Below are 22,762 nucleotides of genomic sequence, written 5' to 3'. Positions count from 1 at the left end.
GGGCCCTGATGCGAATATTACTGCTTCGGCGCCGGCTGGGCGGGCTCGCTGCCCGGCTCCGGCTGCTTGTTGGCCTCGTCGTAACCCTTGCGCAGCGTCTCGTCCGAAATCTCGATCTTGGCAGACGACTTGGCCTGGTTGAGGAGGGCGAGATACTTGTCGCGCATGACGAGCTGACGAACCTGGTCCTGCACCTGGTCGAAAGGCGGCGGCGGAGCGTCACGCTTGTCCTCGACCTTGATGACATGATAGCCGAAATCGGTCTTGACGGGCGTTTTCGAATAGGCACCCTTCTCGAGCGCGAAGGCCGCGTCCTCGAATTCCTTCACCATACGGCCGCGCGAGAAATAGCCGAGATCGCCGCCTTCCGACTTGTTCGGATCGGTGGATTTTTCCTTGGCGAGTTCAGCGAAATCCTTGCCGGCGTCGAGTTGCTTGATGATGTCCTTGGCTTCGTCCTCGGTCTTGACCAGGATGTGGCGGGCGTGGACTTCCTCCTGCTTCGGCAGGGCAGCGACTTCCTTGTCGTAACGAGCCTTGATTTCGTCGGGGGTCACGGTGTCGACGACGTGCTTCTTGAAATAGGCATTGTGAAGCTCGCGATCAGTTAGGTACTGCATGCGCTTCTTGAATTCGTCGGTCTGGTCGAGCTTCTCCGTCGTCGCGCCGGCCGCAAGCAGCTTCACATCGATGGCGGCGGACAGCGCTGCGACCTTCTTCTGGTCGTCCGGAAGCTGCGCCAGCTGCGGATCGAGGTTGGCGACGGCGAGATCGAGCTCAGACTGGTGGATCTCCAGATTGCCGACCTTGGCGACAACAGCGTCCTCTGCATGGGCCGGAGCCTGGAATGCAACAAAAGTTGCAAACGCCAGCACGGCGAATTTATTGGTGCTCAACATCAAATAACCCTTCACAGTTACATCGCCGGCTTCAGCATCGCCTGTTCCAGCTCAAAATAGCCATCAACACCGGATTGTGGCCTTTCTGTATCCGCCAAATCCGTTGACATCATTCGACCCCCCTCTTATCTGTCACGCAACCTCGCGTCCAGAACAGTTTCCGGGCGTTTCAAGGCGTGCGCCTGATTTTCGGCTGGGCCGCGGACAAGAAACGTCGCGGATGAATATTGAGAAAGGACCAGTCACATGGTCAGCTTTGGCGGTATAGCCCGCAAGTTATTTGGGTCGTCCAATGATCGCCGAGTGCGATCCTACCAGCCGAACGTCGCCGCGATCAACTCCATCGAAGAGAAGACGAAGGCGCTGACGGACGAGCAGCTCGCGGCAAAGACCGTCGAGTTCCGCGCCCTTCTCGCCGAGGGCAAGACGCTCGACGACATCCTGATCCCCGCCTTTGCCGTCGTGCGCGAGGCTTCGCGCCGCGTTCTCGGCCTGCGACCTTTTGACGTACAGCTGATCGGCGGCATGATCCTGCATTCGAATGCGATCGCCGAGATGAAGACCGGCGAAGGCAAAACCCTCGTCGCCACCCTGCCGGTCTATCTGAACGCGCTTTCCGGCAAGGGCGTCCACGTCGTCACCGTCAACGACTATCTTGCCCAGCGCGATGCCGCAACCATGGGCCGCGTCTACAGCTTCCTCGGCATGACCACCGGCGTCATCGTTCACGGCCTGTCCGACGAAGAGCGTCGCGCGGCCTACGCCTGCGACATCACCTATGCCACCAACAACGAGCTCGGCTTCGATTATCTGCGCGATAACATGAAGTACGAGAAGAACCAGATGGTTCAGCGCGGCCACAATTTCGCGATCGTCGACGAAGTCGACTCGATCCTCGTCGACGAAGCGCGCACGCCGCTGATCATCTCCGGTCCGCTCGACGACCGCTCCGAGCTCTACAATACGATCGACGCCTTCATTCCGCTGCTCGCGCCCAGCGATTACGAGATCGACGAGAAGCAGCGTTCCGCCAACTTCTCCGAAGAGGGCACCGAGAAGCTGGAAAACCTGCTGCGTCAGGCCGGCCTCTTGAAGGGTAACGCGCTCTACGACATCGAGAACGTCGCGATCGTCCACCACATCAACAATGCGCTGAAGGCCCACAAGCTCTTCCAGCGCGACAAGGACTATATCGTCCGCAACGACGAAGTCGTCATCATCGACGAATTCACCGGCCGCATGATGCCGGGCCGGCGTTATTCGGAAGGCCAGCACCAGGCGCTCGAAGCCAAGGAAAAGGTGCAGATCCAGCCGGAAAACCAGACGCTGGCGTCGATCACTTTCCAGAACTACTTCCGCATGTACGACAAGCTCGCCGGCATGACCGGCACGGCGCAGACGGAAGCGGAAGAATTCGGCAACATCTACAATCTCGATGTCATCGAAGTCCCGACCAACCTGCCTATCAAGCGTATCGATGAGGACGACGAGGTCTATCGGACCTTCGACGAGAAGTTCAAGGCGATCATCGACGAAATCCTCGATGCCCATAAGCGCGGCCAGCCGGTGCTCGTCGGTACGACGTCGATCGAGAAGTCGGAGCTGCTCGCCGAGCGCATGCGCAAGCAGGGCTTCGACAACTTCCAGGTGCTGAACGCCCGCTACCACGAGCAGGAAGCCTATATCGTCGCCCAGGCCGGCGTGCCGGGCGCCGTTACGATCGCCACCAACATGGCCGGCCGCGGCACCGACATTCAGCTCGGCGGCAACCTGGATATGCGCATCGAGCGCGAGCTCGGCGAACTCGAGGCCGGTCCGGAGCGCGACGCCAGGATCCAGGCGATCGTCGAGGAGATCAAGGAGCTCAAGCAGAAGGCGCTCGCCGCCGGCGGTCTCTACGTCATCGCAACCGAACGCCACGAGAGCCGGCGCATCGACAACCAGCTCCGCGGCCGCTCCGGCCGTCAGGGCGACCCCGGCCGTTCGAAATTCTACCTTTCGCTTCAGGACGACCTGATGCGCATCTTCGGTTCCGATCGCATGGACAGCATGCTGACCAAGCTCGGCCTCAAGGAGGGCGAGGCGATCGTCCATCCCTGGATCAACAAGGCTCTCGAGCGCGCGCAGAAGAAGGTCGAAGCCCGCAACTTCGATATCCGCAAGAATCTGCTGAAGTATGACGACGTCCTCAACGATCAGCGCAAGGTGATTTTCGAGCAGCGTCTCGAACTGATGGAATCGGCCAATATTTCCGAGACCGTCTCCGACATGCGCCGCGAAGTGATCGAGGATCTGGTCGAAAAGCACATCCCCGAGCGCGCCTATGCCGAACAATGGGATGCCGTCGGCCTGAAGACCGGCGTTGCCAACATCCTGAACCTCGATCTGCCGATCGAGGAGTGGTTCAAGGAAGAAGGCATCGGCGAAGACGACATTCGCGAGCGCCTGACGCAAGCCGCCAATGCCCTCTTTACCGAAAAGGCCGAGCGCTTCGGCGACGACATCATGCATTATGTCGAACGCTCGATCGTCATGCAGACGCTCGACCATCTCTGGCGCGAGCATATCGTCAACCTCGACCATCTGCGCTCCGTCATCGGTTTCCGCGGCTATGCCCAGCGCGATCCGCTGCAGGAATACAAGTCCGAAGCCTTCGAACTCTTCACCGGCCTCCTCAACAATCTGCGCGAGGCCGTCACCGCCCAGCTGATGCGCGTCGAGCTGGTGCAGCAGGCCCCCGCTGAGCCCGAACCGCCGCTAATGCAGGCCCATCATCTCGATCCGACGACCGGCGAGGACGATTTCGCCCCAATCTACCAGGCTTCCGAAGTCATCGTCGCACCCGAGAACCGCAATCCGGACGACCCCGCCACCTGGGGCAAGGTCGGGCGCAACGAAGCTTGCCCTTGCGGCTCCGGCAAGAAATACAAGCATTGCCACGGCGCCTTCGAGCAGGTCTGAGGCAAATCGCGAAAAGCTGAAAATGCCGCCTCCCGGCGGCATTTTCTTTTTTTTGCGGCAGCACCGAAAACCCGGCCTTCCCAGCCGAATGGCGACCCGATCCGGAACCGTTTCTTAACCCTGTGCTGTCAAGACTTCAGGGACGATTTGCCTGACCTCAGAGTTTTGCGTGTTCATCATGGCGGTCATAGAAACAGCGGAGAAACTGCTGCCCGCGGGCCTGCGCCCGATCGGCGGCCGCTCGCTGCGCATGCTTGCCGCCATGCTCACCGAAGGCGGCGAAAAAGCCGTCGCCCGGCGGATGGCGCTGACGGCCTTCTCGATCCGTATCCTCAGCGCCGCGCTTGCCTTTATCTCGCAGATCGCGCTCGCACGGCTGATGGGCGAATATGAATATGGCATCTTCGTTTTCGTCTGGGTGCTGATCGTCGTCTTCGGCGATCTCTCCTGCCTTGGCTTCCACACCGCCATCGTCCGCTTTCTGCCGCAGTACAAGGCGGCGGGCGCCTTCGATGAAATCCGCGGCCTGACCGGCACGGCACGCATCTTTGCGATGCTTTCCGGCACAGTGATGCTCGCCGCCGGCATGATCGGACTGCATTTCTTCGGCGATAGGATCGAGACCTATTATCTCGTCCCAATCTTCCTCGGCCTGCTTGCCATGCCGATGATCGCGCTCGGCGATATTCTGGAAGGCACGTCGCGGGCGAACCATTGGCCGGTGATGGCGCTGAGCCCGGTCTATATCGTCCGGCCGATTCTCATCATCGCCTTCATGCTGATCGCGATTGCAATGGGCGCAGAGCATACGGCCGTCACCGCCATGCAGGCAGCACTTGCCGCCACCTTCGTCACCGCGCTGGGCCACTATGGCGCGACACTCTATCGCCTTCGCCGGCACTATGACGAAGGTCCGCGCAAAATCGATTTCCTCGCCTGGCTCAGTGTCGCCTTCCCGATCTTCCTGATCGAGGGCGTGAGCTTTCTGCTCACCAATTCCGACGTCATCGTCGTCGGGATTTTCCTTGAACCGCACGACGTCGCCATCTATTTCGCCGCCGCTAAGACCATGGCCCTGGTGCATTTCATCAATTTCTCGGTCAAGGCCGCTTCCGGTCCGCGCTTTTCCTCGATCATAGCCGAAGGCAATCAATCCCAGCTCGCCAACGCCGCCGCCGACGCCGCCCGCTGGACCTTCTGGCCGGCGCTCGGGGTCGGCCTCGTTGTGCTCGCGGCCGGCCATCTGCTGCTGTCGCTGTTCGGCGGCGCCTTCACGTCAGGTTATCTTGTCATGGCGATTCTGCTCGCCGGCATCCTTGCCAAGTCACTGGTCGGCCCGGCTGAAACTCTGCTGATGATGGCGGGCAAGCAGAACCTCTGTGTGGCGCTCTATGCCGGCGCATTGGCCGCCAATGTCGGCCTCAACCTTGCTTTGATCCCGCATTACGGCATCGAAGGCACTGCCGTCGCCACGGCCTCGGCCATGGCGGTCGAGGCTATCCTCCTGCATGTGGCCGTGCGCCGCACGCTCGGCATCGTCCTCTTCGCCTTCGCCAGCCCCTCCGCCGCAACGCCAGAAATGAGAGTTCGATAGATGGTGCGCCTGCCCCCCGTCACCGAAAGCACCGACAGCATCACCAACCGCATGATCCATGAGCTCGCGGCGCTGCACTTTGAAGCCCCGCAGGCCGAGGCCCGTGCCGAGATCGGCCGGCCGGGGCGCGAGCTCTGCCTCTACCCCGGCAAGCTCGGCTACGAACTTCAGGATGAGCTCGACTTCCTGTCCAACCGGGCGTGGGAACCGAACGTCTTTTTCTCCGGCCGCTTCCTTGCGCCAGCCATGCCGCGGATCGAAGACCGTCAGGTCAATTTCGCCCTCATTCGCGATCACAGCGCAGGCCGCAGCCGCATGCGCTTCCTCCTGCCGTTTTCCGTTGACAGACCGGGTTTTGCCGTCGGCCCCTCGATCATCCGCGGCTGGTCGAACAGCTTCGGTCCGCTCGGCACACCGCTCGTCGACAGCGAAGATGCGGCCGAAACCCTCGACAATTTCTTCGAAGGACTGACCGTTCCCGATCTCAACCTGCCGAGCACACTGGTCTTGCCGGATCTGAGATTGAACGGCATTTTCGTGCGCATGCTCAAGGCCGTGGCGCTCAGCCGCAACCTTCCGCTCACCGTGACCAATCCCTATCTGCGCCCGATGCTGCAGAGTGAGGAAGAGGCGCCCGCCTATCTCGGCAAAACCATCTCGTCGTCACACATGCGTGAGATGCGCCGACAGTGGCGCCTGCTGGAGGAACAGGGAACGGCGGTCTATGCCGTTGCCCGCCAGCCGCGCGACGTCCACGTCCGTTTCGAGGAATTCCTGGCGATGGAGGCAGGCGGCTGGAAGGGCAAACGGCGAAGCGCTCTCGTCACCGATCGCTACCATACTGCCTTCGCGCGCGAAGCCGTCTCAAACCTCGCCGCCGTCGACGCCGTGCGCATCCATACGATCGATCTCAACGGCAAAGCGATCGCCGCCATCGTGGTGTTGATGATGGGCGGCGAGGCCTATACCTGGAAGACCGCCTATGACGAGAACTATGCCCGCTATTCGCCGGGCAAGCTCTTGATGAGCGAACTGACGGAATGGCACCTCGATGACGCCAATATCGTGCGCTCGGATTCCTGCGCCGTCTCCGACCATCCGATCATGAGCCGTTTCTGGCAGGAGCGCGAGGAGATGGGAACTCTGGTCATCGGCCTGACCCAGAACGGCGACCGCGACATGCGGCAGGCCGCCGCCCAGCTCCACATGTATCGCAGCACGCGTAACATGGCGAAGATGCTGCGCGAGAAGATCATGTCGCTCGCTGGCCGAGGCTAAAGCATCTCCTGGTGCTTAGCCCTCAGCCGCAGCTTTCTCCCGCAGCAGCCGGCGGATGACTTTGCCGGTTGTCGTCAACGGTAATGATTCGACGAATTCCACTTCGCGCGGATATTCGTGCATCGAAAGCCGCATCTTCACCCATTCCCTGATTTCGGCGGCCAGCGCCTCGCTCGGCAAATGACCGGGTGACAGCACGATATAGGCCTTGACGATCTCGGTGCGCACCGTATCGGGTTTGCCGACGGCCGCGGCAAGCTGCACGGCGGGGTGGCCGATCAGGCAATCCTCGATCTCGGCCGGGCCGATGCGATATCCGGAGGATGTGATGACGTCGTCGTCGCGGCCCTCGAAGGTGACGTAGCCGTCTTCGTCCTGCCGGCCGATATCGCCGGTAAGCAGCCAGCCCTTGACGAATTTTTTCTCTGTCGCTGCCTGATCGTTCCAATAACCGAGGAACATGACGGGATCGGGACTGGCGATGGCGATCTGACCGGATTCGCCTGCCGGCAATTCGTCGCCCGCATCGTTGATGATCGCGACGCGATGTCCCGGCACCGCCCGGCCTATGGCGCCGGCCTTGGTCACGCCATAGGCAGCGCTCGACGAGAGCACGAAATTGCACTCCGTCTGGCCGTAGAATTCATTGACGGTGATCCCGAGCACGCGACGCGCCCATTCATAGGTCTCGCGGCCGAGCGCCTCGCCGGCCGAGCCGATGGTCCGCAGCACCAGATCATACTTCGAGCGCGGATCAGAAACGGATCGCATCAGCCTGAGCGCTGTCGGCGGAATGAAGGCGTTGCGCACATCCATCTCCGCCATGATCCGATAAGCCATATGGGGATCGAATTTCTGCGCCGGCGACGAGACGACCGGAATCCCGAGAAGAAGGCTTGGCAGCAGCGCATTCAGCAAACCACCCGCCCAGGCCCAGTCGGACGGCGTCCAGACCTTGTCGCCCACTTTCGGAAAACCTTCATGGGCGAACTGCATGCCGGGGATATGGCCGGGCAGAACGCGGTGGCCGTGCAGCGCGCCCTTGGGCGGCCCCGTCGTGCCTGACGTAAAGATCATCAGCGCCGGGTCGTCGGGAGTCGTCTTTTCTCCCTTGAAGAAGGGCTCATACGACACGATCAGATCGGCAAAGGAAAGAGCGTCGGGCGCATTATCGAGGCTGATCACATGTCTGAGCTCCGGTAGCCGATCGCGAATTTGCCGGATACGATCGAGGCCGAAATCATTGGTGATGATTGCCGCCGCACCCGAAATCCTCAGCCTATATTCGAGCGCATCGACGCCGAAGAGCAGCGCTAGCGGCAAGGCGATTGCACCCATTTTGTAGATCGCGACATGAGCGACCACGGTCTCGAAGGACTGAGGCATCAGCAGGGCGACTCGATCGCCTCGCTGGATGTCGAGCGAAGTCAGTGCATTGGCGAACATGGAGGAGCAACCGGAAAGCTCGCCGTAAGTCAGCGAAAGATGCTCGCCATCCGGGTCGAAATGCTCTAGGCAGACGCGCTTCGGATCTTTCGCGGCCCAATCGTCGCTAACCGCGCGGCCGATGTTGAAATCCTCGGGAATCCGCCAGGAGAAATCGCGATAGAGATCGTCGTAGCGATCGAAGGACGGCAGTCGCATAGTCGAATTCCGGTGAAATGCTGCAGCAGCTAACACCTTGCGGCGCGGATGCGCAAGCTGCAGAGAAAAACGGCAGCCGATCACGCACCATTGTACGCATAGTCCGCAGATTGTTCATTCAGCCCCTGCGACTTTGGCGGTTGCGCACTAGTTCATGAAACGCCGCGCGGGGTTATCTCAAGTCTTGGAGCGTTTCATGGAATACGTCAAATTCGGAAAGACCGGACTCGAAGTCTCGAAAATCTGTCTGGGCTGCATGACCTTCGGCGACCCTGCCCGCGGCAATCATGCCTGGAGCCTGCGGGAAGAGGAAAGCCGGACGATGATCAAGCAGGCGATCGACCTCGGCATCAATTTCCTCGACACCGCCAACACCTATTCCAACGGCTCCTCGGAGGAGATCGTCGGCCGTGCCATCAAAGACTTCGCCAAACGCGAGGACATCGTGTTGGCGACCAAGGTGTTCAACCGTATGCGGCCGGGCCCGAACGGCGCCGGTCTGTCGCGCAAAGCGATTTTCGACGAGATCGACAATAGCCTGCGCCGCCTCGGCACCGACTATGTCGACCTCTACCAGATCCATCGTTTCGACTATACGACGCCGATCGAGGAAACGCTGGAAGCGCTGCATGACGTCGTCAAATCGGGCAAGGCGCGGTATATCGGCGCCTCATCCATGTATGCCTGGCAATTCGCCAAGGCGCTCTATGTCTCCCGGCTGAACGGCTGGACCGAGTTCGTCAGTATGCAGAACCACCTGAACCTGCTCTACCGCGAGGAAGAGCGCGAAATGCTGCCCTTCTGTGAAGACCAGAAGATCGCCGTCATTCCCTGGAGCCCGCTGGCCCGCGGCCGCCTGACCCGCGACTGGGACGAAACGACGGCGCGCAGCGAAACCGACGAATTCGGCAAGACGCTATACACGCAGTCCATCGATGCCGACCGCAACATCGTCGATGCCGTGGCCGAAATCGCCGGAGCCCGCGGCATTTCCCGCGCCCAGGTCGCCACCGCCTGGATCCTGCAGAAGAGCGTGGTGACTGCGCCGATCATCGGCGCATCCAAACCGAACCACCTGACGGATGCCGTTGCCTCGCTGTCGGTCAAACTCACTGCCGAGGAAATCGCAGCACTCGAAGCGCCCTACATCCCGCACGCCATCGCCGGCTTCAAGTAGCCGCGGCATCTCGCTCGGCAGACTGGAGAGGGTCGGAACATCGGCTTCCGCGCTCGGGCTTATGCTCGGCTGCCGGGATCGAGATGCCGACGCATCGTCACCAGAAACTGCTCGGCAAGCGCCCGGTCCTCGACGGCGCGGGCAAGAATAACGGCCCCCATCATCGACGAGAGCGTCGTCGCTGCATTGGCGCGGCGCTCCTCCTCGGTCTCGCCGGGAACGATATCGGCAAGTGTATCGACCAATACGGACAGCCCGTCGCTGAAGACCGCCCGCATCGCGCCGCGGCTGCGACTCACCTCCTGAATCAAAGTCGCAAAAACACAGCCGCCGCCCGGATCGTCAACCGTACGCCAGTGAATATAATGGTCGAGAAGTGCCTGCAGCGGCCGGTCGGGTGACTCGGCAATATGTTCCCTCCAGCGCGTCTCGACCTTGTCGATCAGCTTGCGGCTGACCTCAAGCGCCAGCTCGTCCTTCGAACTGAAGTGGCCGTAGAATCCGCCATGCGTCAGCCCCGCCGCCCTCATGATGTCGGCGACGCCGACGCCGTCGAAGCCGTTCTCGCGAAAGAGCACGCCGGCAACACTGAGAATCCTCTCGCGGTTCTCGGCAAATTTTTCGCGGCTGACCCGCATCTTCATCTCCAGAAATCGTCGCTTGACAAAATATATGATGTCCATCATCAATAGGCAAGAAATATGATGACCATCATGTAAATCGGTTCTGTCTTCCCTTCCTGAATTCGAATGGAATCCCCTCATGGTTTCAGCAGTTCTTGCCTCCTCCCTTGCGCGGCGCAACATTCATTACGGTTGGGTCGTTGTTGCCGCGACCTTCCTGACCATGCTGGTGACGGCCGGCGCCATGGGCGCCCCCGGCGTCCTCATCAAGCCGCTCCAGGACGAGTTCGGCTGGGAAACGTCGCAGATTTCCTCCGCTCTGGCGATTCGCTTGCTCCTTTTCGGTTTCATGGGTCCGTTCGCCGCTGCCTTCATGAATTATTTCGGCGTGCGAAAGGTCATCGTCTTTGCACTGGCACTGATCGGCTCAGGCTTCATCGGTTCGCTGTTCATGACCAAGCTTTGGCATCTGCTGGCGCTGTGGGGCATCGTCGTCGGCTTCGGCACCGGCCTGACGGCCATGGTGCTGGCGGCAACGGTTTCGACGCGCTGGTTCGTCAAGCACCGCGGCCTTGTCGTCGGCATGCTCTCGGCAAGTTCGGCAACCGGCCAGCTTGTCTTCCTGCCGTTGATGGCAGAACTCACCGAACGTTACGGCTGGCGCGCCACCGTATTTTTCGTCTGCGCCATGATCATGGCGGCGGCCCTTCTCGTCCTTCTCTTCATGCGCGACCGCCCCTCCGACGTGAACCTGCCATTATTGGGAGAAGCCCATGTCGCGCCTGCGCCGGCCCGCACGACACTCGGCACTGCGCTGATGACGCCGATCACCACGCTCCGCGAAATCTCGACGACCTCGACTTTCTGGATCCTGTTTGCCACCTTCTTCATCTGCGGCCTCAGCACCAACGGCCTGATCCAGACCCATTTCGTCACCCTGTGCGGCGATTTCGGGATCGTGCCGGTAGCCGCCGCCAGCGTGCTTGCCGTCATGGGCATCTTCGATTTCTTCGGCACCATCGGCTCCGGCTGGCTCTCCGACCGCTTCGACAATCGTTGGCTGCTGTTCTGGTATTACGGCCTGCGCGGTCTCTCGCTGCTTTATCTGCCCTTCAGCGATTTCAGCTTTTACGGGCTCTCGATCTTCGCGATCTTCTACGGTCTCGACTGGATCGCCACCGTGCCGCCGACCGTCAAGATTGCCGCCGACCGGTTCGGCCGCGAAAAGGCCGGCCTCGTCTTCGGCTGGGTCTTTGCCGGCCATCAGCTGGGCGCCGCCACCGCCGCCTATGGCGCCGGCCTGTCGCGCACGGAGCTGTCGAGCTATCTGCCCGCCTTCTTCGTCGCCGGCGCCTTCTGCCTCTTGGCTTCGATCCTGGCGATCACGCTGAAGAAGTCCGGCCTGACCAACCCGGCACCCGCCGTCGCCCACTGATATGAAACAGGATCCGGCCTCGAAACCAGGCCGGATCCTCCAAACGCTTCATTGCGATAACTTCGCCGGCCCGTCTTGCGCGCGCGGGCGCTCGCATGTTAGACAGCCGCCCGTCCGTATCCGTTGCCCCATTGGCGGAATTGGTAGACGCGCTCGACTCAAAATCGAGTTTCGAAAGAAGTGCTGGTTCGACCCCGGCATGGGGCACCAGCCTCCGCTCTAAGAGCTTCGGCTCGGCGAACCGAAGAGAGAAGCCAAGCGGAGGCTGTCGCGCCGTAGTTCCGTCAGGAACGAAGGCGGACTGGTTCGATGATGCTCCGCTTAGCGGCACCATCATCCCGAATACAATCGTGTCGCGCCTTCGCATCATCAAGCTGACGCGGAAGCACGGAACGAATTCACATCTGCCCGAAACTACTTGTTCTTCAGCAGCCACATCTTGCCGGCCATCGTGATGCCGTAGACATCTTTTGACGCGTCATCGTCGAGGTGACGCCGCTCAAGGAAGCCCGGCTCTTTCAACTCGCCCAGCGTCTTAGCCGTGACCGATTTCACCTTCTGCGGCCGCTCTTTCCAGCGGTCGGTCTTCGCGTAGGTCACCGTCGCGTTCTGATGCGTCCATTTATTCGCCGGCTGAGGATAGAGATCTCCGGCCTTGGCGAGTTTGAGTGCAACGATCTGGGATGGGGTAAGCTCAATCATACTGAAAAATTCCTGTGCGGGGTTCTGTGCGCCGAAAATGCGCTTCGAACGAAAGGGTGCTCATAACACCGCCTGATCACTTCCACCACCGCATTACGCGTGCGTGCCACGCGAAAGGCGAAAACCCGGCTCTTGTGAGCCGGGCTTCGACTTTGTCGCGAATTTTCGTCAATAGCAGCGCCTAACCGTCCTGGTCACTTCGCCTTCATCGGTCTGACGGGTGACGCTCCTGGTTTCGCAGCCATCATGTCGATAGCGGCGATGCTCGCGTTCGCGCGCGCCGAAGGTCACGCCGCGCTCGCTGATGGTGATGCCGGGCCGCACCCGCTCGTAACGATAGTCATCGTCATAGGAACGCTCCCTGACATAGACGCTGTCGGCGAGAACAGGCGCTGCAAACGAGCAGGCGGCAAGGGCCGTCACGGCACAGTTCAGAATGATCTTTCTCATGTCGTTTCTCCTTGTCTAAAGGGCCAACGAAGCAAAAGGGAAGTGGTTCCGACATCAGCGGCAACCCTGTCATTCTCGAATGGACGGGGAATTTATTGTTCGCGACCAAGCCGACACCTCCCAGAGCAGCCGCAAAACGCAAATCAACTGTTTAATTTTGCTTGCGCTTCGTCCAAGGTGGCGGCCGTTACCATCAGGCGAGGACAGACGTGCATCAGGAAGTGGGACTCATTGCGACGGTCGCCGTCAGTTTCGTTTTCGCGGCGGTCCTCGGTTATGGCGCCGACCGGCTGCGGCTGCCGCCGCTCGTCGGCTATCTGATGGCCGGCATCCTGATCGGGCCGCTCACGCCAGGCTTCGTGGCCGATACCGCCCTTGCCGGCCAGCTTGCCGAAATGGGCGTCATCCTGCTGATGTTCGGCGTCGGCCTGCATTTTTCCGCTTCCGACCTGCTTGCCGTACGCGGGATCGCCGTACCGGGCGCGATCGGCCGAATTATCCTGGCCACTCTGCTGGGCATCGGCCTCTGCATGCTCTGGGGCTGGAGCCTCGGCGCCGGTGTCGTCTTCGGGCTCAGCCTCTCGGTGGCGAGTACGGTCGTACTCCTGAAGGCGCTGGAGGAACGCAATCTCGTCAATGCGCCGAGCGGGCGCGTCGCCGTCGGCTGGCTGATCGTCGAGGATCTGGTGATGGTGCTGGCGCTGGTGCTACTGCCGGCGCTGGCAGAGCTTCTCGGCGGCCACGCCCTCGATACCAATCACGGCCTCGGTGAGCTGCCGCTGATGCTGACGATCGGACTGACCTTGTTCAAGGTGCTGGCCTTCGCCGCCATGGCGATCTTCCTCGGCCCCCGTATCGTGCCCTGGCTGCTGACGATGATCGCCCGCACCGGCTCGCGCGAACTCTTCACGCTGACGGTGCTGGCGATCGCGCTCGGCATCGCTTTCGGCTCGGCGGCGATTTTCGGCGTCTCCTTTGCACTCGGCGCCTTTTTCGCCGGCGTCGTCATGAGTGAATCCCAGCTCAGCCACAGAGCAGCGGCCGATTCACTGCCCTTGCAAAACGCCTTCTCCGTGCTGTTCTTCGTCTCGGTCGGCATGCTCTTTGACCCCTCGATCCTGATTCGCCAGCCGCTGGCCGTGATCGGCGCCCTGGCGCTCGTCATTCTCGGCAAGGCCGTCATCACCTTCGCCATCGTCATGCTGCTGCGATATCCGATCGGCATGGGGCTGACCTTGGCCGGCGGCCTTGCCCAGATCGGCGAATTTTCCTTCATCCTCGCCGGCCTCGGCGTCTCGCTCGGGCTTCTGCCGCATGAAGGCCAGGATCTGATCCTTGCCGCAGCGATCCTGTCGATCACACTCAACCCGATCGTGATCGTCGCAACCGAGGGCCTGAAGAAACATATCCATGCGCAATGGCCCTCCCTCTTCGAAAGTTTCGGCAGAAAGAGGCAGAAGACGCTCGGCAAAGAACTGGAAAAGATCAGGGCGCTCGGCGAGGAACGAGAACGCCAGCATCAGCTGAAGATGCAGCAGCTGATCGAAACCTTTCCGCTGTTCTCTCAGGTCGGGGAGGATGCGCAGGAAGAGCTGCTGCTGCTCTTCAAGGCGAAGTCGGCTCCACCAGGCGAACGTGTCATCCGTCGCGGCGATCGCGGCGACAGCATGTATTTCATCTCCTCAGGTGCGGTCGAAGTGCGTCTCGCCAGCGGCGCGATCCGCCTGGAACCGGGCGCCTTCTTCGGGGAAATGGCGTTGCTGAGCGGCGGAAGGCGCACGGCAGACGTCATCGCCGTCGACTTCTGTCAGTTCGAGGTGCTCGAGCGGCGCGATTTCAATATGTTCATGTCGCATCATCCCAACTTGCGCGCCATCGTCAGCGAAATGGCGCAAAAACGCACGGAAATGAACGTCCTGCGTCAGCAATGGGAAAAGTCGATGGATCTGTCCTGAGGGCGCGGCGCTCGTCTCAACCCGCTGGCCAATAGCCGTCAGAGCGGAAATCGTCCGGGATCGGGTCGAGCCGCGACAAGGTCTCGGCTGCGAAATCGATCTGCAGCGACAGGTATTTCAGGGAGGCCAGCATCGGCACGCCGGTGACAAATTCCCGAATGCGGGACGGGTGATAACCACTTTGCTTGAGCCGCCGGTTCGCTTCCTGGCGCACATCTTCCCGGCTCGGTCCCGACCCCGCTTCGGCCCGGTCATTTATTTGCACGGCCCGCCCAAGGCCGCCTTCGATCACTTTGAACATTCTCATTCCACCCTGCACGTCGACCACGTAAACCTTGCCGCAGAATGGCCGATTCGCAATCACATGAAATCTTGGGAAAGGCGGCGACGCCTCCGCATCACAAAATTTTTAGACGGCGGTGGCACGAAGGACACGGGCGAGCATTTACAGCGCCGCATACGACCCCTAAAGCTTTTCGCACCGCAATAGGAAAGGAATGGAATGCTTCGCAGACTTTACGACTGGACCATGTCTCTGGCCTCGCGCAAATCGGCCGAAGTCTGGCTCGCCGTCATCGCCTTCGTCGAAAGCTCCGTCTTTCTCGTCCCCGCCGATGTTCTGTTTCTGCCGATGGCGCTTGCCAAGCCGGAACGCTCCTACCGCTATGCGCTGATTGCAACCATCGCCTCCGTGCTCGGCGGCATCGCCGGCTGGGCGCTCGGCTTTTACGCCTACGAGACGGTGGCGCGGCCGGTTCTCGCATTCTACGGCAAGCTCGATGCCTTTGAGCAGATGAAGGCCTATGTCACCTACGAGTGGATCCTGCTGCTGCTCGTCACATCAGGTCTCGCACATCTGCCGCCGATCAAGATCGTGACCATCCTCTCCGGCGTCATCCACGTCAATCTCGGTCTGTTCATCGTTTCGGCGATCGTTGCGCGCGGCGCGCGTTTCCTGTTCCTCGCTTGGCTGCTGCGCCGCTACGGCGAGCCGATCCGGCATTTCATCGAAAAGCGCCTCGGCCAGATCGTCGGCATCGGTGCCGGTGCCGTGATCGTGCTATATGTCGGCTACCGCTCTTTCGCTCACTAGGCCCACTTTGCGGAGTTCCGCCATGACCGCCACTTCCTCGCCGCTCGCCCGCCCCGGCTTTACCTATTCCGTATTGCTCGCTATCGGCATGGCGGCGGTGGTCGGCGCCGCGCTCGGTTTCCAATATATCGGCGGCTATATTCCCTGCGCACTCTGCCTGCTGCAGCGCCAGCCCTATTATTATGCCATCCCGATCGCCATTCTCGCTGCCATCTGCGAGCTTGCCGGTCTGCCGAACTGGATTTCCCGCGCAATGCTGCTTGCTGCCGGCATCCTGATGCTGGTGACGGCCGGCATGGGCGTCTATCACGCCGGCGTGGAATGGCATTTCTGGCCGGGACCGGCCACCTGCTCGACGACCGCAAACAGCATGACGAGCAACGCCGGCGATCTGCTGACCGAGCTCAATACGATCAAAGGCCCATCCTGCACCGATGCGGCGCTCAGGGTGCTTGGCCTGTCTTTTGCAGGCTGGAACGTGTTCGCCGGCATCTTGCTCGCAGCGTTCGCCTTCGTCGGCGTCCGCAAATCTGCGTGAGGCGAGCCTGTCAGGGCTGTAGTTCGGTATCCCAGTAGAGATAGTCGAGCCAGCTTTCATGCAAATAGTTGGGCGGAAACAGCCGGCCGTTATTGTGCAGGTCCTGCACCGTCGGCTGATAGGGCTTCTGCGCCGGGAACATACCAGCCTGCTTCGGAAGCTTGCTGCCCTTGCGCAGATTGCAGGGCGAGCAGGCCGCCACCACATTCTCCCAGGTCGTCTCGCCGCCATGGGCGCGCGGGATGACGTGGTCGAAAGTCAGGTCGTCATGAGAGCCGCAATACTGGCACTCGAACCGGTCGCGCAGGAAGACGTTGAACCGGGTGAAAGCCGGATTGCGGGATGGCTGAACGTAAGTCTTCAGGCACACGACACTCGGAAGCCGCATCGAAAAGCTCGGTGAGGAAACCGAATGTTCATATTCCGCGATGATGTTCACACGGTCGAGAAATACCGCCTTGATCGCGTCCTGCCAGGACCAGAGCGACAAGGGGTAATAACTCAGCGGCCGGTAGTCAGCGTTCAGGACGAGCGCCGGCAGGGCCTGCGGTGAGACTGCAATCGTCAAGGGACTCTCCTGATCGATTCGGCATCTGCTCCTGTATATTAGGCCGGTTGTTACAGGATTGTGAAGTCCAATAAATTCAGAGGATAAAGGCAATTTGAAGAGTGTGGCCGATCAGCCGGTCGGCACCATGTCGCGCCGCATTTTCGTGGCGTAATAGGCCCAGAAAAGCCGGGCCGCTACGGAGCGCCACGGCGACCATATCTCCGAAAGCTTGGCAAGCGCCTTTGTTTGCGGCCGCGCCGCAAGTCCAAGCGCAGCGCCGACGGCATTCTGGAGCGCCACATCGCCGGCCGGAAAGACATCGGCGTGGCCGCCGCAGAACATCAGATAGACCTCCGCCGTCCATGGACCGACGCCCTTCAAGGCGGTGAGTTCACCAAGCGCTTCGTCCGGTGGCTTCAGGCAGAGGCCGGAAAGATCGAGGCGGCCGGAGGCAACCGCGTCAGCGATCCGCGACAGCGTGTCGGCCTTGGCGCGCGACAGGCCGAATTCCCGCCAGGCCTCGGGCGCCAGCAGCATGTAACCTTCGGCGGTCAGTGGCCCGTCCGCCGGCAGCATGCGCCGCCAGATTGCCTCGGCGCTGGCGCGCGAGACCATTTGCGAGACGATGATATGGGCAAGGCCGGCAAAACCGGGTTCGCGCAGCCGCAGTGGAACAGGCCCTGCATCCGCTGCGATCGGCACAAGGCGTGGGTCGAGGCGCAGCAATGCTTCGAGCCCCAGCCTGACGTCATCGCCGTTGCGGATGATCTGCACGCGTCCTCCCAGTGGTTCGAAACCAAAATCCGTGGCAGAAGAAAGCATGACCACGAGCGAGCGTCAAAAACCTGTCTTTCGTTTTGCGCCGAGTCCCAACGGATCGCTGCATCTCGGCCATGCGCTGTCGGCCTTTTTGAACCGCGATATGGCCGAAGCCGAAAATGGCCGCCTGCTGCTGCGCATCGAGGATATCGACCAGACGCGCTGCACCCCCGAATTCGAGGCCGGCATCCTGAGGGACCTCGACTGGCTTGCTATCGATTGGGAAAGCCCGGTGCGGCGCCAGTCGGAACATTTCCCGGAATATCAGGCGGCGCTCCACGCATTGATCGAGCGCGGCCTGGTCTACCCGGCTTTCTTGACGCGCGGTGAGGTGAAGGCGCGTGTCTCCGCCTACGAGGCAACCGGCCAATCCTGGCCGCGCGACCCCGATGGCACGCCGCATTACCCGCCGGTTGATCGCGAGCGGTCCGAGGCCGAATGGCGGGATATCCTTTCCTCCGGGAAAAAACATGCCTGGCGGCTCGATATGCGTAGGGCACTCGACCTGATCGGCGAACTGCTATTCTGGACCGAAACCGGCGACGGCAGGACGGGCCAGATCGCCGCCGAACCCGACGTCTGGGGAGATGTCATCCTGTCTCGCTCGGATGCCCCCTCGAGCTATCATCTTTCGGTGGTCGTCGACGATGCGCTGCAGGGCGTCACCCATGTCGTACGCGGGCTCGACCTCTTCCACGCCACATCGGTGCACCGGCTGCTGCAGGTGCTGCTCGGCTTGCCGCAGCCCCTCTATCACCACCATCGTCTCATTCTCGACACCGATGGCCGTAAGCTTTCGAAAAGCGAAGGTGACAGCGGCCTTGCCGAATTGCGTGCCCAGGGCATGTCAGGGGCCGATATTCGCCGCCTTGTCGGGCTCTGACCGCCGTTTGACACGCTCTCTGCCGACGATCGAAAGCGTGTGCGAGAACATCCGGAAGACGCGGAACTTGATCAGCGCCGCGTTGATCTCTGCGCCGATGATGAAGATGACGCCGACCATGTAGAGGAAGATCAGCACGATCATCACCGAGGCGAGACCGGCATAGGTCGCGGTATAATTGGCGAAGGTCGCAAGGTAATAGGCAAAGACCAACGCGCCGGCCAGCCACAGAAGCAGCGTCAGCAGCACGCCGGGAATGACGTCGAACACCCGCCGCTTGCCGGCCGGCAGCCACAGATGCATGACCAGCAGCCCGACGGTGAGCACGACAAGGGTGCCGTAGATGCGCCAGCTGAAGACGACGTCGAGCGTATCGGCAAACAGCGGAAGCCACTTCCGGGCATAGTCGAGAGCCAATGGCACCGCCACCAGCAGGATGCTGATCGCCGCGAAGATGATGACGGCAATCAGCACATAGCCGAGGCTGGCGAGGCGGGTGAAATACCACGGCCGCGTTTCCTGCACCCGATAGGCACGGTTGAGCGAGATGCGCAGCGCTTCGACGCCGTTCGAGGCGAAATAGGCCGCCGCCAGCACCGAGATCGTCAGCAGCCCGCCGCGCTGAATGGTCAGGACCTGGAGCACCTGGTCGGCGAGCGGCTTGGCGATCGCCTCCGGCCAGGTGTCGAAGATCAGGTGAATGGCGGTGGAGGAAAACTGATCGGCGCCGAGGAAGCTTGCAAGCGCCGTGCCGAAGATCAGGAACGGGAAAACCGCAAGCAGGCTCGACAGCGCCACGTGGCTCGCCATGGCAAAGCCGTCATCCTCGACCATGTGACAGATCGCGTCATAGACCACGTCGTAGATCGTGCGCAGCGCCTTCCGCATTCCGTCCCCGGCTTCCAGATTGTATCCTCTGGCCGAATATGGGAAACGAGTCCCATTTTGTACAGGAATCATTCCATGGCGGAACAGCGCACAATCGTCGTCACCGGCTGTTCCTCCGGCATCGGCGCTTACTGCGCCCGGGCGCTGAAAGCCGATGGCTGGCGTGTCTTTGCGACAGTGCGCAAGGCCGATGATCTGCCGGCACTGGAAACCGACGGCATCGAAGCTTTCGTGATGGACTATGCCAGGGTCGACACCATCTCCGACCTGGTAGCCGCGGTCCTCGATCGCAGCGGCGGCCGCATCGACGCGCTCTTCAACAACGGTGCCTATGGCCAGCCTGGCGCCGTCGAGGATCTGTCGACGACGGCGCTCCGCGCGCAATTCGAAGCGAACTTCTTCGGCTGGCACGAATTGACCCGACAGCTCATTCCGTCGATGCGCAAACATGGTCGCGGACGGATCGTGCAATGCTCCTCCATTCTCGGCTTGGTTCCCTATCGCTATCGCGGTGCCTACACCGCCTCGAAATTTGCCCTCGAGGGCCTCAGCATCACCCTGCGCATGGAACTCTACGGCAGCGGCATCCATGTGAGCCTGATCGAGCCCGGGCCGATCGCCACGCGTTTCACCGCCAAGGCGCTCGCAAAGTTCAGGGAAAACATCGACCTCGAGAATTCGCCGCACGCCGCCGATTATGCCAGACAGATGGCAAGGCTTGACGGCTCGGGGCCGGTCAACCGCCACAAACTTGGCCCCGACGCGGTTTATTCGGTATTGAAACACGCATTGAACTCGAAAAGACCAAGGCCACATTATCCTGTAACGACTCCGGCTAAACAGGGCATGCTCCTGAAGCGGCTGCTTCCGGCGGACCTCTTCTACAATCTGATGCGCTGGACCGATTGATCGAGAAAGTTGAATACCATGTCCACGGCCACCTATATCCTTGCGATCATCGTCATGGGCATCGTCGCCCTCGTGCTGATCCGCGGCCTCTTCAACATGATGAAGGGCGGTGATGCCAACCTTTCCAACAAGCTGATGCAGCTTCGCGTCCTGTTGCAGGCGATCGCCGTCGTCCTGATCATGCTGACGCTCTGGCTGACCGGCGGCGGCCGTCCGAGCTGACGGAAACCATGGAGTGGTTGTTTTGATGACGAATGGGAATGACCGAGGAGACCGTGATGCCGGATGAGGTGTCTCTTCACGCAGCATCAAGTTTGGCGAAAAGGCCAACTCCACTCTCCGTCATCCTCGGCCTTGAGCCGAGGATCCATGCCACGGCAGCTGATCGATGCGGCGTGGATGCTCGGGTCAAGCCCGAGCATGACGGAGGTTGGGGTGAAGCGACAATCCTCCCGCCAAGCGGTGCGACATGGTGAAACTCAACAAGATCTACACCAAAACAGGCGACGACGGCACGACCGGTCTTGTTTCCGGACCTCGGCGCATGAAGGACGACCTGCGCGTCGCCGCCTACGGCACGATCGACGAGGCCAATTCCGCGATCGGCTTGGCGCGGCTTCACACGACAGGCTTGCCCGAGCTCGACGTGATGCTGATGTCGATCCAGAACGATCTCTTCGACCTCGGCGCCGATCTCGCCACTCCCGACACCGGCGAGCCCTCGGCCTATGAGCCGTTGCGGATCGTCGAGACGCAGGTCGAGCGGATCGAACGCGATATCGACCGGCTCAACGCCGATCTGGATCCGCTGAAATCCTTCATCCTGCCGGGCGGCAGCCCGGCTGCCGCGCATCTGCATCTGGCCCGCACGATCGCGCGGCGGGCCGAGCGCCTGATGGTCACGCTTGCGCGCACGGACGGGGAGATCATTGGCGAAACCGCGATGAAGTATATCAATCGGCTCTCTGATTTCCTCTTCGTCGCGGCCCGTCATGCGAATGACCGCGGTCGTGCGGATGTGCTTTGGGTTCCGGGAAAAAACAGATAGGTTTGCCGCGATCACGATCGCCGGGGGGCCTTATGTTCATACCACTTCACGATGCCAATACGCTGAAACATATCAAGGTTCAGTGGGTGACTCTCGCCTTGATCACCTTGAACGTCGCCGTCTGGCTCTTCACCAGTTTGGAGAGCGAACTGGCAGCCCAGGCGACGACGGTCGGTCTCGGCTTCATCCCGGCGATCGCCTTCGGGCACGCGCAATTGGCACAGGGATTGGAAATCGTGCCGGAGCCGCTGACCTATCTCACCTATGCCCTCGTCCATACGGGTTTCTGGCATCTGGCCTCCAACATGGTCTTTCTCTGGGTCTTCGGCGACAATGTCGAGGATGCGATGGGGCATATGCGTTTCCTGCTTTTCTACCTCCTCTGCGCGGCTGCTGGCGCCCTTTGCCACGGTCTGCTGACGACGACGTCGGAAGCGCCGCTGGTCGGCGCTTCCGGGGCGATCTCCGGCGTCGTTGCCGCCTATGTCATGCTGCATCCGCGCGTCAGGGTCTGGGTGCTGGTGTTCCTGCGCGTGCCCTTGCCCCTGCCCGCCTTCGTGCCGCTGCTTTTGTGGATCGGACAACAATTCTTCATGCTGGCGATTGCGCCGGATGGCGATGTTTCCTGGGGCGCCCATGTCGGCGGCATCCTTGCCGGTGCCCTGCTGATCCTCGTCTTGCGCCGTCCAGGCGTGCCGCTCTTCGACCGGGAAATCGTCACGCCCCGCGCCGTCAGGGATGAAGCTGGCGCCGTTGCGGCCGCCACAGGCGGCCGCAGCGAGCAGCGTCTTCCCTGGGGCCGAGGCCGGCGCTGATCGATATATTGACGTGTACGTAAACGTCCATATATTGCCGGGGCGATTCCCAGCCGGCGTCATGCAAGCGTTGTATTTGGAGGAAAAACGCGTATCCATGTCGCCATTCGACAATCGAAGCGGCGCCTGAACGCGCATTTTTCAAAAAACTCCTGAAACCAGTTTCTCTTGAAGGAAGGCCCCCATGAAGATTCTCGTGCCCGTCAAGCGGGTAGTCGACTACAACGTGAAGATCCGGGTTAAGCCGGATGGCACGGGTGTCGAGCTTGCCAATGTGAAGATGTCGATGAACCCGTTCGACGAGATCTCGGTGGAAGAGGCGCTGAGATTGAAGGAGGCCGGCAAGGCGGAAGAAGTGGTGGTGGTGTCGATCGGCCCTGCCAAGGCCGAGGAGACGCTACGGACGGCGCTCGCCATGGGCGCCGACCGGGCGATCCTGGTCGAGACCGACGAGCAAGTCGAGCCGCTCGCTGTGGCCAAGATCCTGAAAGCGGTGGCCGA

The 22,762-nt window shown here is 61.2% G+C and carries 23 protein-coding genes and 1 tRNA gene; 15 read left to right on the top strand and 9 right to left on the bottom strand.

The features are described 5' to 3' along the window. Positions 1-17: 17 nt before the first annotated feature. The gene (locus GGD53_RS29265) at positions 18-899 is read right to left on the bottom strand and encodes a peptidylprolyl isomerase (protein ID WP_184460178.1); all 882 of its coding nucleotides are present in this window, start codon (positions 897-899) and stop codon (positions 18-20) included. 246 nt (positions 900-1,145) lie between these two features. On the opposite strand from GGD53_RS29265, the gene secA reads away from it, so the two are divergent. The 3 genes from secA (at position 1,146) to GGD53_RS29250 (ending at position 6,732) form a co-directional block, all read left to right on the top strand. After that, positions 1,146-3,860: a preprotein translocase subunit SecA gene (secA, locus tag GGD53_RS29260; RefSeq protein WP_184460176.1), complete on the top strand. Its 2,715-nt coding sequence runs from the start codon at positions 1,146-1,148 to the stop codon at positions 3,858-3,860. Between the two features lie 178 nt (positions 3,861-4,038). Beyond that, a complete protein-coding gene (locus GGD53_RS29255; RefSeq protein ID WP_184460175.1) occupies positions 4,039-5,454 on the top strand; it encodes a lipopolysaccharide biosynthesis protein in 1,416 nt (471 codons plus the stop codon). After that, positions 5,455-6,732, top strand: a complete 1,278-nt coding sequence (locus tag GGD53_RS29250) for a GNAT family N-acetyltransferase (protein ID WP_184460174.1) — start codon at positions 5,455-5,457, stop codon at positions 6,730-6,732. 15 nt (positions 6,733-6,747) lie between these two features. Here the strand turns inward: GGD53_RS29250 and GGD53_RS29245 are convergent, their stop codons facing one another. After that, positions 6,748-8,376, bottom strand: a complete 1,629-nt coding sequence (locus GGD53_RS29245; protein ID WP_184460173.1) for an AMP-binding protein — start codon at positions 8,374-8,376, stop codon at positions 6,748-6,750. A 196-nt stretch (positions 8,377-8,572) separates the two neighbouring features. Here GGD53_RS29245 and GGD53_RS29240 point away from each other — a divergent pair, with 196 nt between their 5' ends. Beyond that, a complete protein-coding gene (locus GGD53_RS29240) occupies positions 8,573-9,553 on the top strand; it encodes an aldo/keto reductase (RefSeq protein WP_184460172.1) in 981 nt (326 codons plus the stop codon). 59 nt (positions 9,554-9,612) lie between these two features. On the opposite strand, the gene GGD53_RS29235 is transcribed toward GGD53_RS29240, so the two are convergent. Beyond that, positions 9,613-10,191 (bottom strand): TetR/AcrR family transcriptional regulator, encoded by a 579-nt coding sequence (locus tag GGD53_RS29235; protein WP_184460171.1) that lies wholly within the window; start codon positions 10,189-10,191, stop codon positions 9,613-9,615. Positions 10,192-10,315: 124 nt separating this feature from the next. Between GGD53_RS29235 and GGD53_RS29230 the strand changes: the two genes are divergently transcribed. Beyond that, positions 10,316-11,611, top strand: a complete 1,296-nt coding sequence (locus GGD53_RS29230) for an MFS transporter (protein WP_184460170.1) — start codon at positions 10,316-10,318, stop codon at positions 11,609-11,611. A 125-nt stretch (positions 11,612-11,736) separates the two neighbouring features. Further along, positions 11,737-11,821, top strand: a tRNA-Leu gene (locus GGD53_RS29225). A gap of 204 nt (positions 11,822-12,025) precedes the next feature. Here the strand turns inward: GGD53_RS29225 and GGD53_RS29220 are convergent. Beyond that, a complete protein-coding gene (locus tag GGD53_RS29220) occupies positions 12,026-12,313 on the bottom strand; it encodes a hypothetical protein (RefSeq protein ID WP_064697599.1) in 288 nt (95 codons plus the stop codon). Positions 12,314-12,481: 168 nt separating this feature from the next. After that, a complete protein-coding gene (locus GGD53_RS29215; RefSeq protein WP_184460169.1) occupies positions 12,482-12,763 on the bottom strand; it encodes a hypothetical protein in 282 nt (93 codons plus the stop codon). Positions 12,764-12,972: 209 nt separating this feature from the next. On the opposite strand from GGD53_RS29215, the gene GGD53_RS29210 reads away from it, so the two are divergent. Continuing rightward, positions 12,973-14,718, top strand: coding sequence for a cation:proton antiporter (locus GGD53_RS29210; RefSeq protein ID WP_184460168.1), 1,746 nt, complete (start codon positions 12,973-12,975; stop codon positions 14,716-14,718). 16 nt (positions 14,719-14,734) lie between these two features. Here the strand turns inward: GGD53_RS29210 and GGD53_RS29205 are convergent, their stop codons facing one another. Beyond that, entirely contained in the window at positions 14,735-15,025 is a 291-nt protein-coding gene (locus GGD53_RS29205; RefSeq protein WP_184460205.1) for a hypothetical protein, read from the bottom strand. A 195-nt stretch (positions 15,026-15,220) separates the two neighbouring features. Between GGD53_RS29205 and GGD53_RS29200 the strand changes: the two genes are divergently transcribed. Further along, positions 15,221-15,811 carry a YqaA family protein gene (locus GGD53_RS29200; RefSeq protein ID WP_184460167.1) on the top strand — a complete coding sequence of 197 codons (591 nt, stop codon included), beginning with the start codon at positions 15,221-15,223 and terminating at the stop codon, positions 15,809-15,811. A 22-nt stretch (positions 15,812-15,833) separates the two neighbouring features. Next, the gene (locus GGD53_RS29195) at positions 15,834-16,349 is read left to right on the top strand and encodes a disulfide bond formation protein B (RefSeq protein WP_184460166.1); all 516 of its coding nucleotides are present in this window, start codon (positions 15,834-15,836) and stop codon (positions 16,347-16,349) included. Positions 16,350-16,359: 10 nt separating this feature from the next. On the opposite strand, the gene GGD53_RS29190 is transcribed toward GGD53_RS29195, so the two are convergent. Next, complete coding sequence (locus tag GGD53_RS29190; RefSeq protein WP_064710619.1) at positions 16,360-16,917, bottom strand: HNH endonuclease; 558 nt, start codon at positions 16,915-16,917, stop codon at positions 16,360-16,362. A gap of 111 nt (positions 16,918-17,028) precedes the next feature. Continuing rightward, positions 17,029-17,721, bottom strand: coding sequence for a DNA-3-methyladenine glycosylase family protein (locus tag GGD53_RS29185; RefSeq protein WP_184460165.1), 693 nt, complete (start codon positions 17,719-17,721; stop codon positions 17,029-17,031). Here GGD53_RS29185 and gluQRS point away from each other — a divergent pair. Further along, positions 17,720-18,601 (top strand): tRNA glutamyl-Q(34) synthetase GluQRS, encoded by an 882-nt coding sequence (gluQRS, locus tag GGD53_RS29180; RefSeq protein ID WP_184460164.1) that lies wholly within the window; start codon positions 17,720-17,722, stop codon positions 18,599-18,601. The two genes, GGD53_RS29185 and gluQRS, sit on opposite strands and share 2 nt — an antisense overlap. Here gluQRS and GGD53_RS29175 read toward each other — a convergent pair. Further along, positions 18,566-19,489, bottom strand: a complete 924-nt coding sequence (locus GGD53_RS29175; RefSeq protein ID WP_184460163.1) for a YihY/virulence factor BrkB family protein — start codon at positions 19,487-19,489, stop codon at positions 18,566-18,568. The two genes, gluQRS and GGD53_RS29175, sit on opposite strands and share 36 nt — an antisense overlap. A gap of 75 nt (positions 19,490-19,564) precedes the next feature. Here GGD53_RS29175 and GGD53_RS29170 point away from each other — a divergent pair, with 75 nt between their 5' ends. The 5 genes from GGD53_RS29170 to GGD53_RS29150 all read left to right on the top strand — a co-directional run. After that, positions 19,565-20,398, top strand: a complete 834-nt coding sequence (locus tag GGD53_RS29170) for an SDR family oxidoreductase (RefSeq protein ID WP_184460162.1) — start codon at positions 19,565-19,567, stop codon at positions 20,396-20,398. Between the two features lie 18 nt (positions 20,399-20,416). Further along, entirely contained in the window at positions 20,417-20,620 is a 204-nt protein-coding gene (locus GGD53_RS29165) for a twin transmembrane helix small protein (RefSeq protein ID WP_184460161.1), read from the top strand. A gap of 247 nt (positions 20,621-20,867) precedes the next feature. Continuing rightward, complete coding sequence (locus GGD53_RS29160; protein ID WP_184460160.1) at positions 20,868-21,446, top strand: cob(I)yrinic acid a,c-diamide adenosyltransferase; 579 nt, start codon at positions 20,868-20,870, stop codon at positions 21,444-21,446. 32 nt (positions 21,447-21,478) lie between these two features. Next, positions 21,479-22,261 carry a rhomboid family intramembrane serine protease gene (locus GGD53_RS29155; protein WP_184460159.1) on the top strand — a complete coding sequence of 261 codons (783 nt, stop codon included), beginning with the start codon at positions 21,479-21,481 and terminating at the stop codon, positions 22,259-22,261. A 184-nt stretch (positions 22,262-22,445) separates the two neighbouring features. Next, on the top strand, positions 22,446-22,762 hold a 317-nt coding region (locus GGD53_RS29150), incomplete at its 3' end, for an electron transfer flavoprotein subunit beta/FixA family protein (RefSeq protein WP_432443138.1).

Source organism: Rhizobium aethiopicum (assembly GCF_014197535.1).
GTDB lineage: Bacteria > Pseudomonadota > Alphaproteobacteria > Rhizobiales > Rhizobiaceae > Rhizobium > Rhizobium aethiopicum_A.
The sequence above is the reverse complement of the archived record's forward strand: the minus strand, read 5'-3'. Positions and strand labels throughout refer to the sequence as shown.